This is a genomic window from Rudanella lutea DSM 19387 (assembly GCF_000383955.1).
In the GTDB taxonomy this organism is placed as follows: Bacteria; Bacteroidota; Bacteroidia; order Cytophagales; family Spirosomataceae; genus Rudanella; species Rudanella lutea.
This window is the reverse complement of the sequence record NZ_KB913013.1, coordinates 1,838,567-1,855,315: the sequence shown is the minus strand read 5'-3', so window position 1 is coordinate 1,855,315 and position 16,749 is coordinate 1,838,567. Positions and strand designations below refer to the sequence as shown.

Here is a 16,749-nt window from a genome sequence, read left to right as displayed (position 1 = left end):
ACGGTCAACGGGTTAGTGTTGGTTGATCGTTGCTCATTGTTCACTGCTCACTACTTTTTTTTCTTTTTCTTCTGATCGGCGGCCATCTGCTTAATCGTAGGCGACACCTCTTTTTCGCGCTGAATCCGCCTGTTTCTGACGAACTGGAGCGAGAACAAAAGCGCCAGGCAGAGCATCAGATAAATGTAGCTCTCGGCAAAACTGGTTCGTTGCAGTTCCAGCAGCCAGATGAGCAAAGCACCGGCGGCTCCGGCCAGCAGAAGGGTTTCGTTTAGTTTCATGCCAGTCCTTTATCCCGCATTTTACTGAACTCCCGATACCGCCGTACGGTCGACATACCAAAGCCAAGGGCCACAATCAGTGTTCCGATCCACAATACGTTGATGAGTGGCTTCTCGTAGGCTTTCATGACGATGTAGTCACGCTGCGTGGTGTTGACCCCGAAGGTGAAATTACCCGTGCGGGGGTCGATTTCCATCAGCTGAATCCGAACACCCAGTTCGTCGCTCACAAAGGCCGGGCGGGCCACCATCTTGTCGCGGATGATAAACGAAGGCGTCAGCATGTACTCCCCATTTTTGTCGAGTACCCGAACCTGCGCCTGCACGGCGGCATCGCCAGGGCCGAGTGTAACGCCATCGACTTTCTCGACCCGCGTCACATTGTCCAGGATGGCCACATAGTCGTTCACAAAGAACGTGTCGCGCACGGCTACACTGAATGTTTCGGTGCGGCTCCACTCGTTGTCGGCATTCGGGTCGGGTACTGAGGATACGTGCGTGTACAAATCCCGACCGGCGTTACGCTTAATATCGGGCGACACCAGCAGACCCATACGGGGGTTGGCCTGTGCACGTGGGTAAAGCGTAAAGATTTTGCCGTCGGGTTCGCGGTACTCTACCTCGTAGTACACGTTTTCGGGGTAAAGCGCCAGTGTATCGCCTTTCTTGTGGTAAACCTTCCCGTTTTGCTCAATATCGCGCTGGGCAATGCCGTGGAAGTCGCCTTCGATAACCGTCACCCAGGAGCGGGGTACGTAGCCCGGCACATCCCGAATTTCGATGCGCTGACCCCGGTAGGTCATCTGGAATTTGTCCATACGCTCCGGCTGATTGATCCAGAGCAGTACATTCTCTTTATTTTCCTGATTGTTGTTCTTCGTAAACTCGTCGCGCTTCGAGATCGGAATGCCGCTGTTGTTAATCGAAATAACTTTCGAGTAGCCCGCCGAGAATAAAATTCCGATGAGCATAAGTGCCATACCGATGTGCGCCACCGCCCCGCCCGACAGGCGGTAATTGCCCCGGATAATGCCCCAGAGTACAGTGCCGTTGGTGACCAGCGCAAACACCGAGGCCACCGTCAGAACAATGTAAATCGGGTTCGACATCTTGGCGACCACAATGATACCGGCGCTCAGCAACAACGTGATGATACCGGGCGTAGTCAGGGCTGTCCAGTTGCGGCCTTCTACTTTACGCCACCATAGGTACTGCCCCACACCGGTGAGCACAGCAATGATGATGAAGAACCAGACCTGAAACTTGTTGTAGTGGGCGATTTGATCGGCGGGGAGGGCCAGGTTCGAGATGATCCCAAACCCTTCCATGATCTTATTGTACACCGGAATCGACGTGGTGGCAATTACCTGGAAAGCCGCCAGTGTAAGCGTGGTAGCACCAATAAACAGCCAGAATTCCTTGGTGTAAATAGAGGCTTCTTCGGCGTCGGTTGGCATTACCTTCCATTTCCGGGCCATAATCAGCACAGCACCCACCACAAATACCAGCATGTACACCAGCAACTGCCCCGACAGGCCGAGGTCGGTAAACGAGTGCACCGAGGCATTGCCCAGAATACCGCTACGGGTGAGGAAGGTTGAATACAGAATGAGCAGGAACGTCGAGATGGTCAGAATGACGGTTGTTTTCAGGCCAATCGAGCTTTTCCGGGCAATAAGCATAGTGTGCAGACTGGCCACGAGCACGAGCCACGGTACGTACACCGAGTTTTCGACGGGGTCCCAGTTCCAGTAGCCTCCAAAGTTGAGGGTTTCGTAGGCCCAGTAGCCACCCATCATGATACCAACGCCCAGAATCAGGCCGCCAACAAGCGTCCAGGGCAAAGCCGGGCGAATCCATTCAAGAGGTTGGTTGCGCCACAAACCGGCAATACAGTAAGCGAAGGGGACGAGTGTCAGCGCATAGCCCAGAAACAGGGTTGGCGGGTGAATCACCATCCAGTAGTTCTGGAGCAGGGGGTTCAGGCCGTTGCCATCTTTCGGAACAAAGTTAGGATCGGTAGCGAAGATGGGGGTATCGGGCATAGCTTCGCGCAGGAGCAGAAACGGCGAGCTGCCAATCTTGAATGCACCGCCGAATACAACGCCCAGAATCATAGACGCCAAAAACGCCTGTACTAACGCAAACACGGTCATCATGGGGGCTTCCCACTGCTTGTTGGTGTTGATCAGGATAACGCCCAGAAACGCATTCCAGAACAGCCACAGCAAAAAGCTACCTTCCTGACCTTCCCAAAAACACGAGATCATGTACTGCACCGGCAACGCCAGCGACGAGTGACTCCAGGCGTAGTGGTACTCAAAATAGTGGTTGTACACAATGTAGTACAGGCACACAATGACCCCCACAATGGCCGCACCGTGTATATAGAAAGCCCAGCGGGCGAGCGAGCGCCAATCGTCGCGGGCGGGTAGGGTAGCTTTGCCCGCATTCGCCTGTTTAGGCCGTTTGGTAGCCACGCTACTCCGGCTTGTTTCGCCTGCGTAGGCCAGTTCGGGTTCGGATACGGCTTCGGCCTGAAGCGCCTGTCCTTTGCCAAGTGCCGAGAGCAGGTAGGCGACCGTAGCCACCAACGCCGTCACAAACGACAGAATTACAAAAAAGTGGCCAACCTGGCCGATGGTTTCGTGAATCATAACCGCTTAATGAGGTTGTTATACGTTGAGTGATGACCAATCCAGAACCAATACATATCATCACCCTCTAAAAGCCCAAGTGCCCGGTAGTGATCGCCCACCCGGGCTGACCATAAACCATCACGGCCTTTTATTTCTTTAAAGTGCAAAGAAGGGTGCTCCGGGTCAGCTTTTAATAACGCAAAGTTCTTATCTGCTAACTCTTGAATAGCTTCTGGCAAATCGAAATAGCATTTCCAGAATTTACCCGTCGCTCTGTAGTTCATAAAGGCTTAAAATCACCTTTACGAATATCTTCCTTAGCGCCACGGATTAAATCATCCAGGCGACCCGTTATGGCGTCTTCTTCAAGCTGCTTATCCCACTGCTGATTCATGTATTCAGTGAACCAATCAGATAGCTGCCACTTTTCCTGATCGCTTAGTTGGCTAATCGCGGTCTCAATTTCCTGAACGCTCATAGCTTTGCCGTTTTTGCTTCGTGTTCCGTTGTTTCCAACTTGCCATCCTGATACTTCGAGGGGCACTTCAGCAGGATTTTGTTGCACTGAAAATGGTTGCCTTCTACAGCGCCGATCACCACAATCTGCTCCGAACGGTCAAAGTCCTGCGGCTTAGGGCTATTGTACACCACCCGGCGGGCATTGTTCTCGTTATCCACGAGGGTAAACTCAAAATGATTCGGGTCGATCTGGGGGTTGTACAGCATATCCGTGATGCGGCCGCTACCATCTTTGGGCAGCTTACCAACCACGTGTACCATGTCGCCATTACCTTCTTTGGCCATGGCTTCGGCCTTGGTGAAGGTGGTATAAACACTGGCGTCACCGGCCGTTGAAACGATGATGCCAATGGCAATGGCAATCACAATGATTCCGAGAATATGTGTCAGTTTCATGTTTGCAATTCAGTGTGTTACGGAGATAAAATTAAGCATCAAGCGGCTTCTTGTCCAGCCTTTTGCGTTGTACTTCTTTTTCTACACGACCCAGTTGCCGATCCAGCCGGACCAGATACGTAATCAGACCGGCAAAAACCACGGCGATAACGAGCACAACCACCCAGATTTTGCCGTCGGCCCGGAGCCCATCGGCCATTTCAACCGAATCGGGCTGTTGAAACCAACCATTCAACGCCAGCGAAAGAGAAAGAAGTACATTCATGAAAGTATGTTTTGGAAGCCCCGGCCGAGCCGGAACATTGACTTAACTAAGCAATAATTGAGATAAGTGAATGAACAATGTAAAATGTATAATTGAATTACCTGCTGATAATCAGCCATCTCATTGTACATCTTACACTATTCATTTTACATTTAATTCTGTCCGAGTACTTAAACGTGGGTCGGCTTTATAACAGCAAAACCGGCTGAATCATTCCTCCAGATAGGCCTCAATTCGCCGGGTGCGAACCCGGATTTCGGTAATCCAGACGCCGAGCAGTGTAAACCCAATCACGGCCGGATAAAACACCATACGCATCTGATTGTCCATATCGTACTGCCCAAAAGCGGGGTTGCCGCCATTGCCGGGGTGCAGCGAATCGGTCAGGCGGGGCACAATGAAAATAAGCGGAATGAACACGGCAAAGGCAAAGATGTTGTACACCGACGAGATGCGGGCCCGGCGCTGCTCATCATCGAACGAGCCGCGCAGAATCACGTAAGCCAGATAGAGCAGCATACCCACGGCCACACTGTTGAGTTTAGGGTCGTTGGGCCAGGGCTCGCCCCAAGTAAAGTTGGCCCAGATAGAGCCTGTCAGGCAGCCCAACAGGCCAAACACCAGTGCGGTATTGGTAAACTCGACGGCTACGCGGTCGTGCTCAGGGTTGCCCGAGCGCAGGTAACGCCCGGAGAAAATGGCCGCTGTCAGCAGCAGAATGACCATGCCAAACCAGAGGGGAACGTGGAAATACACATTTCGGATGCTTTCGTTCAGAATCGGCTGACGCGGAGTCGGGCCGAGTAATCCCCAGAATACTACGTACGTTAGAAGCAGGACAGCAACGCCCTTCCACCAGTTTTTTCTCATAAGTTTACAGTTTACGGTCTTCAGTTTTCAGTTGGGCTAGCAGACGCGCAAGCGAACTGTAAACCGCAAACTGTACACTGAAAACTATGTTTAGCTCCGCCATATAAACGGAAACAACAAGCCCGAAAGCACCAGCACAATGGCGTCGATGGCCAGCAGGGTAATAATCTCGTCGCTGCTTAGACTTCGGTCGAGCCCATCAAGGGCGCTTTTCGAAATCCGCAGTAGCATAAGCAACAGGGGCAGAATAACCGGAAAGCTCAGTATGGCCATTAGGGTGGCCGAGTTCTCGGCTTTCGAAGCAATACCCGCTACGAGCGTGAGCGAACCGGCAAACCCTACGGCCCCCAGCAGCAGACTCAGCAGGTACAGCGGAATATCCTGCACTGGATTACCAAGCACAAAGGCGTAGGTTACAAACCCCAGCCCGGCCAGCACCAGCATCAGTACGGTGTTGTACAGAATCTTGGAAACAATGATCTGGAGCGGACTGGCCACTGTGTAGTAGTACAGCAGCCGACCGGCGCGTTCCTGCACAAAGCTTTTGGCTACCGCATTGATCGCCGAAAACAGCAGGATAATCCAGAAAACGGTGTTCCAGACAATGGGCGTCAGCTGCCCCCGGCGGGCGTTGAAGCTGAGGTAGCACACAAACACGGCCCCCACAATGTACAGAAGCATACCATTGAGGGCGTAGCGTTGCCGCCACTCCAGCACAAACTCTTTACGCATCAGGGCACCTATCTGCCGCATCGATTCTGACATACCTAAACAATCGGGTTGCAAAGTTACGGCTTAGACGGTGAAGTTGCAGGGTAAAGTAGACAATGTTTCGGGGGCCGATGAGGACCGTAACAAAGCCCCTCCCGGTAATGCAGAGCCAACTGCCAACCCGCCTGCCCGGCGCATCAGACCTAAACTTTGAGTTGTGGCTTGCACAGACAAACTTTCCGTTGTAAACTTGCGTTAATTAAACTGAATCTAAATAGTTTTGGCCGTTTCGACGCGGCACCACTCTTATGAGCAAGCGCAGTGTTGCTGATCTGAAAATTGGCGAGCGGGCCACCATCCAGTCGTTCAATGACCAGTTGATGTCGCTCAAACTCCTCGAAATGGGTTGCCTGCCCGGTGCCGAGGTGTGTCTGCACTGCAAGGCTCCACTCGGCGACCCGATCTGCCTCAACGTAGCCGGGTACTGCCTGTCCATGCGTCGGTCCGAGGCTGCTACTATCCTCGTTGAGTAGTTTTCAGTTTGCTGTTTTCAGTTTACAGTTGTAGAGACCCAATGGCATAGTCAGAACTGCAAACTGTGAACTGCAAACTGTAAACTGTAAACTGTAACTACTTTGCGTCCCCCCGTAATAGCCCTTGTGGGCAACCCTAATGCCGGTAAGTCGTCGCTGTTTAATCAGTTGACCGGCCTACGCCAGAAAACCGGAAACTTCCCCGGTGTTACCGTCGATAAGAAATCCGGTACCTGGCCCCTCGATGCCCAAACTACGGCCACCATCGTCGATCTTCCGGGTGTTTACTCTATCTACCCCAAGTCATTAGACGAGCAACTCGTAACCGATATCCTGGCCAATCCGGCGCATCCCGACTACCCGGATGTCGCTATTGTGGTGGTCGATGCGTCTAACCTGCACCGAAATCTGCTCCTGTTTACCCAGATTGCCGATTTGGGTGTACCGACCATTCTGGCCCTGAACATGCTCGATGTGGCCCGTGACGAGGGCAAAGAGGTTAATGGAGCCCGGCTCGCTATGCGGTTGGGCGTACCCGTGATTCGGATCAACGCCCGCACCGGCGAGGGTCTCGATCAGGTGCGCAAGGCGGTTCAGGTGCAATTGCAGCAGCCAACGCTGCCGGCCAAACTCTTCTATGATCCGGCTGAAGAAATCCCGGATCTGATCGGCGAAACGCGTGAACAGTACAAGCTCGATAACAACTATCTGGCCTTACAATATCTGATTCAGCACGACGGGTTTTCGTTTCTCGGTACCGAACAGCGGCAGGGTCTCGATGCACTTATCGCCCGGCACGACTTTAGTGAGATTAAGTTTCAGGCCAACGAAACCATCACGCGCTACAAACGCATTGCGGCTCTGCTGACAGAAGCCGTTACCCAACAGAAAACCGATGGTCAACTCACCTGGAGCCAGAAGCTCGACCGGGTGTTGCTGCATCCGGTTTGGGGGTATGCGCTGTTTGGGCTGATTATGCTTCTTATTTTCCAGGCCATTTTTGCCTGGGCCACTCCCTTGCAGGACTTCATCGACGAAGGCGTTGCCTGGCTCAATGGTACGCTTAAAGAAACACTGCCGCCGGGCCCTCTAACTGACCTGCTCACCGACGGGATTCTGGCGGGTATTGGCGGCATTCTGGTATTTATCCCGCAAATCGGGTTTTTGTTCCTGCTGGTGGCCCTGCTCGAAGAATCGGGCTATATGGCGCGGGTTATGGTTATCATGGACCGGATCATGCGCAAGTTTGGGCTCAACGGCCGGAGTGTAGTGCCCCTTATCTCGGGGGTGGCCTGCGCGGTACCCGCCATTATGGCCACGCGCAGTATTGGCACCCGGCGCGATCGGCTTATTACTATTCTGGTAACGCCCCTTATGAGTTGCTCGGCGCGTTTGCCTATTTATACGATTCTCATTGCCCTCGTAGTGCCCAATGAGCGGGTGCTGGGTCTGTTTAACCTGCAAGGGCTGGCACTGATGGGCCTGTACCTGCTGGGCCTGTTGAGTGCCCTCATAGCGGCTTATGTACTCAAGCTGATCCTGAAAACGAAAGAGCGTAGCTTTTTTATCATGGAGCTACCTACGTTCAAGCTGCCCCGCTGGAACCACGTGGGTCTGACGGTTTGGGAGAGCGTCCGCTCATTTGTATGGGAGGCCGGGCGCGTCATTCTGGCTATCTCGATTGTACTCTGGGTGCTGGCTAATTATGGTCCCGGCGACTCCATGCAGCAGGCCGAAGATCGGGTACGGGCGCAGTCGGTGGGTGTAGAAGCCGCTGAACTCGACAATCGGGTGGCCTCTGAGCGGCTCGAAGCCTCGTATGCGGGTCGGTTTGGGCACTTTATCGAACCCGCCATCCGGCCGTTAGGCTACGATTGGAAAATCGGGATTGCCCTGCTCAGTTCGTTTGCTGCCCGTGAGGTGTTTGTGGGTACCATGGCAACTATCTACAGCATTGGGGATGGGGGCGATGAAGAAGGAGTCACGATTCGGGAGCGGCTCAAAGCCGAGCGGAACCCGACCACCGGCGGACCAATGTACACCGAAGCGCTGGCGTGGTCGCTGCTCATTTTTTACGTATTCGCCATGATGTGTATGAGTACGCTGGCCGCAACCCTGCACGAGACCAAAAGCTGGAAGTGGCCTGCCGTGCAACTGGTGTACATGATGCTACTGGCCTATGGGGCCGCCTATCTGACGTATCAAGCTCTTTCGTAAAGTCTGATGGTACCTCCCAAATCAAAAAAGCCCGCAAAAGCGGGCTTTTTCATGGGTGTATAGATAGAAGGGAGTTATTACCAGAGCAACCCCTTCGAAATCAAGGGATAAACAAAGTGATAAACGATGTAGGTAAATAAAGCGAAGGTTAGGCCTCCCAGCGCCATAGTCTGGTCCATACCCGTTTGCATTTTACGCGTCGAACGATTGGTACGTAGTGGTTTAGTGGTGAGGTTTGCCATATGCACTGTCTATTTTGAGATGAGTATGTTATGGATGTCGCAAATTTCATACCATCTCGGCGAGACTTTTAGCGCATTAGTACGGGTTTTACGGAATACGTATTACTACGTATCCTGCGGTTAAATTTCACGGTTTTGTTCAGCAATGAGCAACTTAGATTGGGTATAAAAATCCACACTTTTGTGCAGTTTTTGCCCACGGTTTTCTACATATTCCACCGCAGATGTTCAATGACATCGGTAGCGGTGAGGCCAATTTGTCCGCGGTGAGCTGCTGCGGTATCGCCCGCTAAACCATGACTATACACGCCTAATACGGAAGCTTCAACCGGGTCGTACCCTTGCGCCAGCAGGGCCGTAATCACGCCCGTTAGTACGTCGCCTGTACCACCAGTACTCAGCCCCGGATTGCCGGTCGAGTTGAAATGTACTTCACCCTCGGGGGTGGCAATGGCCGTATGGGCTCCTTTTAGCACCACTACCACGTCGTACCGGCGGGCAAAGTCCTGCAAAATTTCGAGCTTATCGTAGTCGTTTTCCCAACGTTGGGTGAGCCGCTCAAACTCTTTGGGGTGTGGGGTCAGAATACTACGTTCGGGCAGTAGACCGAGCAAATCCCGGTTTTTGGCCAGAATGTTCAGAGCGTCGGCATCAAAAACGGCCGGTTTGCGGAGCGATTGTAACAGCCCCCGAAGCATCGAAACGGTTTCGGGGCTTTGTCCAATACCAGGTCCCACGCCCACGGCTGAGTACTCGCTAAAATCGGGGCCCGAAATGTCGCTCATACCCGTCAGAACGTGCTCATGCTGATCGGGTCGGCACATGGCCTCAGGCACGTTCGTTTGCAGAATATCGTATCCGCAGCGGGGTGTCTGAACCGTGAGTAGGCCCACCCCCGACCGCAAACAGGCCCGGCTTGCCAGCAGGGCGGCTCCAATTTTACCGTAACTGCCGGCCAGAAGCAGTGCGTGCCCAAACGTTCCCTTGTGCGAAAACCGGTCGCGGGTGCGCAGGAGCAGGCGGGCTTCTTCGGGGTTGGTATAGTAGTATAGTGTGCGCGTCTGATCAATGTAGCGTCGGCTCAGCCGAATGTCGAGCACCTGCCAATCGCCCACGTAACGGCTGTTTTTGGGGAGCATAAACGCCAGCTTGGGTAGCTGAAACGTAAGCGTATGGTCGGGTTCGATAATGACATCGCCGGGCTGATTGGGCCGGTCGGGGTACAAACCACTGGCAATGTCGATGGAGATCACCATTGCCGGCGACCGGTTGATGGCCTCGATCACGGTCCTGACGATACCTTCGGTAGGCCGCGATAACCCCGAACCCAAAATGGCGTCGATCACAATCTCGTTATGCCGCAGTGCCGGTATGTCCTGTGGTTTCTCGATGTAGTTCGGATTGGTGAGCAGCTTAAGTCGGCGGTGATTGTGGGCGCAGTCGTCAGATTCGCGGGGCGCGTACCGAACTACGTTTACCTCCACATTATAGTCGAGCTGAAGCAGCATACGGGCCACGGCCATGCCATCGCCCCCGTTGTTACCCAAACCGCAGAAAATCTTGACGGGGCGCGTGGCCGGAAACTTCGCCACAAACCAGTCGGCAAACGCTTCAGAAGCGCGTTCCATCAGATTGATGGGGGCAATGGGCTCGTGCTGAATGGTGTACTGGTCGAGTTCGCGGATTTGGTTAACGTTCAGGATTTTCATAGTTGGCTTTGGATAGAAACACGGGTGAAACGGGTTGAACAGATTAAAATGGATAATCAGGGTAAAATCTGTTTCAGGGCGTTGAATCTCATTAATCCGTGTTCCTATTTATTCTTGCAACGCGAATTAGGTAAAAACTCTGTAATCGCCCAATCATTCCGACTCAATGGCGACTTATGCAGCAGTTGCTCAATAAATTAGCAGAGGAAGCTTTTACCGTGCTTAATTTATCCTTATCTTTGCGGCTCATTTTACAACATCAAGGCGCTGCAAGCGTGGTGCTCGCAACCTTGTGTTCGCATTAACTTAGCTGACGATACACTACAGTCATGAATGACCTGATTAAATTAGTGGAAGCCGACAACGCACAGCGTCGGGCTGATATGCCTACCTTCCGGGCAGGCGACACGGTCAATGTGCACGTTAAAATCCGCGAAGGCAATAAAGAGCGTATTCAGGTGTTCCAGGGTACGGTCATTCAACGCCGTAACCCAAACACCAACGGCGAAACGTTCACCGTTCGTAAAATCTCAAACGGTATCGGTGTGGAGCGTATCTTCCCCGTACTGTCGCCAAACATCGACAAAGTAGAAGTACTGCGTCTGGGTAAAGTACGGCGCGCCCGTCTGTTCTACCTCCGTGGTCGCCAGGGTAAGGCTGCCCGTGTGAAAGAGCGGAAAGCAAAAGCGTAATTACACCCCTGTATTTGAGCAAAGGTCTCAGCGTGCTTCCGCCCCCATTTTCTGGCGTAGGTAGGCTGAGACTTTTGTTGTTTTCTCTCTTTCCGGTTGCTCTTGCAGCGTCCGGCTGCTAACCCCGTTCAGAAGCCATGCATTTCTTTAAATATCAGGGTACCGGCAATGATTTTGTCTTGATCGACGACCGGGCCGAAACCTTTCCTCAGCACGATCAGGCTTTGGTAGCCCGCTTGTGCGACCGCCGGTTTGGTATCGGGGGCGATGGCTTGATTCTGCTCCAAAATCATCCTGAACTGGATTTTAGAATGGTTTATTTCAATGCCGACGGGGCCGAGGGGAGCATGTGTGGCAATGGTGGGCGTTGTATTGTTCGGTTTGCGCACGACCTGGGTCTGTTTACAGAGCATACCCGCTTTATGGCCGTGGATGGCGAACACGAAGCCACCGTAACCGAGGGACTGGTGTCGTTGCGGATGACCAACGTGGCCGGTATTGATCTGGGGACCGAATACAGCTTTACCAACACTGGCTCTCCGCATGTAGTGATGACCGTCGACGGGTTGGCGCAGTACGATGTGGTCGGCGTAGGTCGGCGGCTTCGGTACAGCGATGCATTTGCGCCCAAAGGTACCAACGTCAACTTTGTACAATCCGACGAGGACGGAACGCTTTTCGTGCGGACGTACGAGCGCGGGGTTGAAGACGAAACGTACTCCTGTGGTACGGGCGTGACGGCGGCCGCTTTGGTGGCTAATCGACAGTCGGGCGTACCCTCACCGGTGGCTATCCGAACGTTAGGCGGGCCTTTGCAAGTCGCTTTTGTCGAGTCTGAATCGGGTGGCTACGAGCGCATCGACCTGATTGGCCCGGCGGTACGGGTCTTTGAGGGCGATATTGTGCTCTAACAGTTTGACCGTTGGGCGGTTTATAAACAGTTACTTGCCTTACTCAACGGTACATGATTGTTTATAAAACGCACGATTGGCTACAGGCCATCTGGAAATTTCATACCGGCTCAACGGTACTATCCCTCCTCAAACGACTGGCGTTTGTGTTCGTTTACGTCGTCGTTGTGATCGTAGTCGAACTCAACTTTCTCGATTTTAAGCTCAAAAACACCCCGACGGAGTTCCTGTCGACTATGGGGATTCTGTTGAGCCTGCTCATTATTTTTCGCACCAATACGGCCTACGACCGCTTTTACGAAGGCCGGCGAACCTGGGGTGTGCTGGTAAATACCTGCCGAAATCTGGCCGTGTATTACAACGCGGTGCTGGGTGAAGGCCGCCCGGCCGAGAAGCTCTTTTTCACCAAGGTGATTTCAAATTTTCCGTTTGCGCTCAAAAATCACCTGCGCGATGCCCGCAACCTGAACGACCTCGACGAAACCGTGCCCGGAACTCTTGCTATGCTACAACGCTTCGACCACGTGCCCAACGGCGTGGTGTCGCAGTTGCGTAACCGAACCGAGCTGTTGTACAAGGAAGGGGTCATTTCGGAGGGGCAACTCATCAACCTGCACGATCTGCTCGTCGTTTTGCTCGATGTGGCAGGTATCTGCGAACGGATCAAAAGCACCCCCATTCCATTTTCATACAGCTTTTTCATTAAGCTGTTTATCACCTGCTACATTGGCATTATGCCGTTTATGGTAGTCGAAGATTACGGGTACCTCACAATTCCGGCAGTTATGCTGGTGTCGTACGTGCTGGTGGGTCTGGAAATGATCGGCGTTGAGATCGAAGAGCCGTTTGGGCTGGAGCGCAACAACTTACCTCTTACACAGCTCTCGCAGGTGATTCGGGTCAATGTGCACGAAATTTTCGGCTATAATCTGCCCACCATCGAGAAAGATGCGGCCAAGCTGGGCTTTGTGATTGTGACGTAAGTCTATTTAGCTCAGGTCGCCAATCAGCCCTCCGTGGAGGTGATAGATGGTTTTGTGCTGTAGCTCAGGCTGCCGCAGAAAGTCTTTAGCGGCTACCCGACTCCGAACGCCGTTGGTGCAAACGACAATCAACGGATCGAACGGTTCGATTTCGGCTTTGCGGGCCCGAATATCGCCTAAAGGGATATTGATGCCGCCCAAGTTAAACTCCTCAAACTCCCACTCATCCCGAACATCAATGAGCAGCGCACCGGGCTGCTGCCGGAGTTGCTCCATGGTATTCAAGTCAATATCGGTATAGCCTGTTGGTTGCAAAATGGGGTCGCAAGCGGGTTTTTGACCGCTTCCGACCCTATAACATTCCGAAAGGTTTTATCGGTTCGGGAGCCGCCGTCGATCAATGGCTTCGGCGGGTTGGCTACTCCGTTGGGGGGGCGTTTGGGGCCGTGCCGACGTTTGTGCCTTACCGGGGGCGAAGGCGTCGCGCGTGGGAGGTGGGGCTATCACACAACTGGCCGAGATGGTACTCGTAGCCGTTAGGCTCACGACAATCGATGCGCCCGTTTCACCCGTCGACCAATGTACCTCGCCATCGGGGCATCCGGTGGCTGTGAGTTGTATGGTACCACCAATGCAAATACTTGTTTGGCTCGCGCTAATACTCAGAACCGCCGGGCTTGACACGGTGAAGCTGGCTGGTGGGCTGAATGTGCTGGTTTGGTACACTACGCGTAACTGGTATGCCGTACCGGCCAGAAGCGTACCGGGTAGGTCGACGGTGAGCTCGGTACTGGTGCTGGTAGTTGGGGTCAGGGCCGTTTGGCTGGCGAAATTATCCGTTGACAATTCGACGCCGAAGGGCCCTGCATTGTTGAAGGGGCATTGCGTAGCGGCATAACTCAGGCTCAGGGCCTGCCCCGGCAGTGGGGTATTGGTTGAGAGGGTAGGGGCAGCCGCAAAAGCAGGGGTATTGATAGTAGCCGTGCCGGTAGCGGTGGTGGTACAAGTGCCGATGGTGCAGGTGGCCGTGTAGTTGCCCGTCAGGCTGGCCGAAAACGTGCTGCCTACTACACCGCCGGGCCAGGATACCGTGCCACCAGTACAACCATTGGCTGTGAGCAGCACCGTACTGCCCGAGCAGGCCGATCCGCTTCCACTCACGGTGAAGCCCGCAATGGTGTTGTTTTGGGTGACGTTGGTGCTGGCTATGCTCGTACAGCCGTTGGCTCCGGTTACGGTAACCGAGTACAACCCGGCACTGCTCACAGTAGCCGAGAGGCCCGAAACGCCCCCCAACTGCACGGCTCCGCTGCTAAATGCAAACAAAGTCCCCAACGTAGTGCCCGCCGTGAGGGTGACGCTGGTGGCCGTACAGTTGAGTGGACCACTTGCCGTAAGGGTTGCGCCGGGGGCGGTTGTGTTGCTCGTGATGTTGCTCGAGGCTGTGGCCGTACAGCCGTTGACGTCGGTAAGGGTGACTGAGAACGTACCCGTCGTGTTGGCGATGATAGTGGGCGAGGTAGCCGTTGTCGACCAGCGGAAGGTACCCGTACCAATGGCTGTCAACGTTTGGGTAGGTTGAGTACAGGTGAGTACCGCACTATTGGGGTTAATAGAAACGATAGGTGGGGTACAGCCGGTGGTAAAATTAAAGATGGTATTTGTAAGGATACCTCGGAAAATACGACCATCGGCATCGAAAAAAGTCCCCTCGTCGGCTCGCAGGGCGTAGTTGGTCAGGCTGGCGAGCGTACTGTTAGGGTTAACTGTCCAGGTGGTTCCCGACCCAGTTACCTGCGCGCTGGTGACCGGAATCGTTTCGACAACGCTGTTATCGGAAGTACGTACCAGATACAGATTGCCCGTTCCTTTGATCATGCTCCGGTTGAAAGTCAGCACCAGATTGGCTGTGACAGAAACGTTGGTGGCATTATCGGCGGGATTAGTCGAAGAAATAACTGGTGGGGATTCATTCTGCCGGATAATCCGCCCTGCTGAGTTGGCTGTACCTTCAAATAGGTCGGTATCGCCATCGTTGTCGTAGTCGATAGCGTACAGCGCTGCACTATTGGTACTACCAATCGTCTGAAATGAAATTCCGCTGAGTGGCCCAGAAGAAAATAAACCGGTTACGTTTGCCGCAGTAATGGTGTTACTAAAGCCACCACTGCCGTTGTTTAGTATCAGGGCAATGTCGCTGCCTGCCGTTATGCCCGTCTGATAGAGGAGATCAATGTCGCCGTCACTGTCTACATCGAAGAAAATCTGACGTCTGAAGGCGGCTATTGTCGGAAATGGGCTGGCCTGGACACTAAAGCTACCGTTGTTGTTGCGAAGCATCCGTCCGGCACCACCTGCTACTGCCTCATATAGGTCGGTATCTCCATCATTATCATAATCAACAGCAACCAGAGCTGTGTTGCTGGTAGGGCCGTTAACCTCTCGTAGTGTGATCCCATTAAGTGGCCCTGACGAAAATAGGCCGGTTCCGTCGGTAGCTGAGTGAAGCGTACTGAAATCGCCACTACCATTGTTCAGCCTCAGGGCAATGCCGTTGGTTGCTGTTGTAGTAGACTGGTACAGAATGTCTACATCCCCATCGTTATCAGCATCAAAGAAAAGTCGGCGGGCAAAGCTGACCAAGGCGGGGAACGGGCTGGTCTGGACACTAAAACTCCCGTTGTTGTTACGCAGAATCCGTCCGGTAGAAGAGGATGACGTCTCGTACAGGTCCGTATCGCCGTCGTTATCATAATCCAGTGCTACCAATCCGGTAGAACTGTTTGGGTTACTCACCTCGCGTAGGGCAATTCCGTTGAGTGGCCCAGATGTGAAGAGCCCGGTTCCTTCAGTAGCTGTATGTGTGGTGTTAAACCCTCCACTACCGTTATTCAGACTTAAGCCAATCCCAGAGCCTAAGGTGGTAGTAGTTTGATACAAAATATCTACATCGCCATCATTATCGGCATCAAAAAAAAGCCGCCGTTGAAAGCTTGCCAGAGCTGGAAACGGACTGCCGGGTTCTGAATAAGCCACTGGAGCCAACACGGCATGAGCAGTGGCTTTGGGCGGGTCAGTTGGTGAAGTGGCCGCCTGGATAGAAAACGTAAATAAGCAATGGAGCAAAAGGCCCAGAAAAGCCATCCGGACTGATGGAGCGTAGCGGTTCGTCATGGTTGGATAGAGGAAGAGAACAGGTCTTAGCCCTGCGTCAGATAGTTTTTTACAGCAGAGCTAAGACTGATGGATGTATTAATTACGGCTTGGGAAAATGCCGTAAAGCGCAATGCAGTAGTTCATTGCCAGGTAAGGTTGCATGTTGTTGTGGGGCTGAGTGCCGCCTGCCATGCCAATAGCCATTGGGTTGGCCGTGGTGTCGATAGTAGAACTATATCCGGCAAGAGGTTCACCACTAACAGACGCTACCGCTATTACGGAATTCTCGGGACTTGTATTTGTTCCTGCCAGATTCGACACGTTCATCAAGTGATTGTGTTGGGGCATCTGGGTTTGCAGAAGCGTGACGTTCTCTGAGCCCGACATCTCACCAATGGTGCGCGGTGTCAGGCCTGGACCATTGCCCATACCAATAGGAGTACGGCCACGCAAATCGGGAAGAGCAAACGTGGTCTGCCCGTTACCGCCGTACGTTGTACCTAGTAAGGCGAACAGGGCTGAATTTTGGGAAATTGATAGTAGTTGCCCGTTGCAGAATGCCCAGTCTTTGGGGGGGAAATTGAAGCCAAACAGGCCAATCATGCCAATGAAAACTTCCATGATT

17 protein-coding genes are annotated in these 16,749 nt (G+C 53.3%); 5 read left to right on the top strand and 12 right to left on the bottom strand.

Annotated elements, in window-relative coordinates:
* Positions 1 to 50: 50 nt before the first annotated feature.
* From RUDLU_RS0107600 to RUDLU_RS0107565, 8 genes are all read right to left on the bottom strand, one after another.
* Positions 51 to 281, bottom strand: coding sequence for a hypothetical protein (locus RUDLU_RS0107600; RefSeq protein WP_019987765.1), 231 nt, complete (start codon positions 279 to 281; stop codon positions 51 to 53).
* The gene (gene ccsA / locus RUDLU_RS0107595) at positions 278 to 2,938 is read right to left on the bottom strand and encodes a cytochrome c biogenesis protein CcsA (protein ID WP_019987764.1); all 2,661 of its coding nucleotides are present in this window, start codon (positions 2,936 to 2,938) and stop codon (positions 278 to 280) included. Before ccsA (RUDLU_RS0107595) ends, RUDLU_RS0107600 begins: the two co-directional genes overlap by 4 nt.
* Positions 2,935 to 3,204 (bottom strand): type II toxin-antitoxin system RelE family toxin, encoded by a 270-nt coding sequence (locus RUDLU_RS0107590; protein WP_019987763.1) that lies wholly within the window; start codon positions 3,202 to 3,204, stop codon positions 2,935 to 2,937. The genes ccsA (RUDLU_RS0107595) and RUDLU_RS0107590 overlap by 4 nt, the downstream gene beginning before the upstream one ends.
* Complete coding sequence (locus tag RUDLU_RS0107585) at positions 3,201 to 3,398, bottom strand: hypothetical protein (RefSeq protein ID WP_019987762.1); 198 nt, start codon at positions 3,396 to 3,398, stop codon at positions 3,201 to 3,203. The genes RUDLU_RS0107590 and RUDLU_RS0107585 overlap by 4 nt, the downstream gene beginning before the upstream one ends.
* Positions 3,395 to 3,835, bottom strand: coding sequence for a cytochrome c maturation protein CcmE domain-containing protein (locus RUDLU_RS0107580; RefSeq protein ID WP_019987761.1), 441 nt, complete (start codon positions 3,833 to 3,835; stop codon positions 3,395 to 3,397). Before RUDLU_RS0107580 ends, RUDLU_RS0107585 begins: the two co-directional genes overlap by 4 nt.
* 31 nt (positions 3,836 to 3,866) lie before the next feature.
* Positions 3,867 to 4,100, bottom strand: a complete 234-nt coding sequence (locus RUDLU_RS0107575) for a CcmD family protein (protein WP_019987760.1) — start codon at positions 4,098 to 4,100, stop codon at positions 3,867 to 3,869.
* A 210-nt stretch (positions 4,101 to 4,310) separates the two neighbouring features.
* Positions 4,311 to 4,970, bottom strand: coding sequence for a cytochrome c biogenesis protein (gene ccsA, locus RUDLU_RS0107570; protein WP_019987759.1), 660 nt, complete (start codon positions 4,968 to 4,970; stop codon positions 4,311 to 4,313).
* 90 nt (positions 4,971 to 5,060) lie between these two features.
* A complete protein-coding gene (locus RUDLU_RS0107565; protein WP_027302860.1) occupies positions 5,061 to 5,735 on the bottom strand; it encodes a heme exporter protein CcmB in 675 nt (224 codons plus the stop codon).
* A gap of 254 nt (positions 5,736 to 5,989) precedes the next feature.
* Here RUDLU_RS0107565 and RUDLU_RS0107560 point away from each other — a divergent pair, with 254 nt between their 5' ends.
* Positions 5,990 to 6,214, top strand: a complete 225-nt coding sequence (locus tag RUDLU_RS0107560) for a FeoA family protein (RefSeq protein ID WP_019987757.1) — start codon at positions 5,990 to 5,992, stop codon at positions 6,212 to 6,214.
* A gap of 102 nt (positions 6,215 to 6,316) precedes the next feature.
* Positions 6,317 to 8,431, top strand: coding sequence for a ferrous iron transport protein B (gene feoB / locus RUDLU_RS0107555; protein WP_044129374.1), 2,115 nt, complete (start codon positions 6,317 to 6,319; stop codon positions 8,429 to 8,431).
* Between the two features lie 448 nt (positions 8,432 to 8,879).
* On the opposite strand, the gene RUDLU_RS0107545 is transcribed toward feoB, so the two are convergent.
* Positions 8,880 to 10,382: a bifunctional ADP-dependent NAD(P)H-hydrate dehydratase/NAD(P)H-hydrate epimerase gene (locus tag RUDLU_RS0107545; protein WP_019987754.1), complete on the bottom strand. Its 1,503-nt coding sequence runs from the start codon at positions 10,380 to 10,382 to the stop codon at positions 8,880 to 8,882.
* 329 nt (positions 10,383 to 10,711) lie between these two features.
* Here RUDLU_RS0107545 and rplS point away from each other — a divergent pair, with 329 nt between their 5' ends.
* From rplS to RUDLU_RS0107530, 3 genes are all read left to right on the top strand, one after another.
* On the top strand, positions 10,712 to 11,074 hold the full coding sequence (rplS, locus tag RUDLU_RS0107540; RefSeq protein WP_019987753.1) for a 50S ribosomal protein L19: 363 nt from the start codon (positions 10,712 to 10,714) through the stop codon (positions 11,072 to 11,074).
* 137 nt (positions 11,075 to 11,211) lie between these two features.
* Positions 11,212 to 11,985, top strand: a complete 774-nt coding sequence (gene dapF, locus RUDLU_RS0107535) for a diaminopimelate epimerase (protein WP_019987752.1) — start codon at positions 11,212 to 11,214, stop codon at positions 11,983 to 11,985.
* A 53-nt stretch (positions 11,986 to 12,038) separates the two neighbouring features.
* Positions 12,039 to 12,968: a bestrophin family protein gene (locus RUDLU_RS0107530; protein WP_019987751.1), complete on the top strand. Its 930-nt coding sequence runs from the start codon at positions 12,039 to 12,041 to the stop codon at positions 12,966 to 12,968.
* Between the two features lie 6 nt (positions 12,969 to 12,974).
* Here RUDLU_RS0107530 and RUDLU_RS0107525 read toward each other — a convergent pair whose 3' ends face one another.
* The 3 genes from RUDLU_RS0107525 to RUDLU_RS0107515 form a co-directional block, all read right to left on the bottom strand.
* The gene (locus RUDLU_RS0107525; protein ID WP_044130059.1) at positions 12,975 to 13,244 is read right to left on the bottom strand and encodes a rhodanese-like domain-containing protein; all 270 of its coding nucleotides are present in this window, start codon (positions 13,242 to 13,244) and stop codon (positions 12,975 to 12,977) included.
* Positions 13,245 to 13,340: 96 nt separating this feature from the next.
* Positions 13,341 to 16,142: a beta strand repeat-containing protein gene (locus RUDLU_RS0107520; RefSeq protein ID WP_083940533.1), complete on the bottom strand. Its 2,802-nt coding sequence runs from the start codon at positions 16,140 to 16,142 to the stop codon at positions 13,341 to 13,343.
* A gap of 78 nt (positions 16,143 to 16,220) precedes the next feature.
* Positions 16,221 to 16,745 (bottom strand): phage tail protein, encoded by a 525-nt coding sequence (locus RUDLU_RS0107515; RefSeq protein ID WP_019987748.1) that lies wholly within the window; start codon positions 16,743 to 16,745, stop codon positions 16,221 to 16,223.
* Positions 16,746 to 16,749 lie beyond the last annotated feature (4 nt).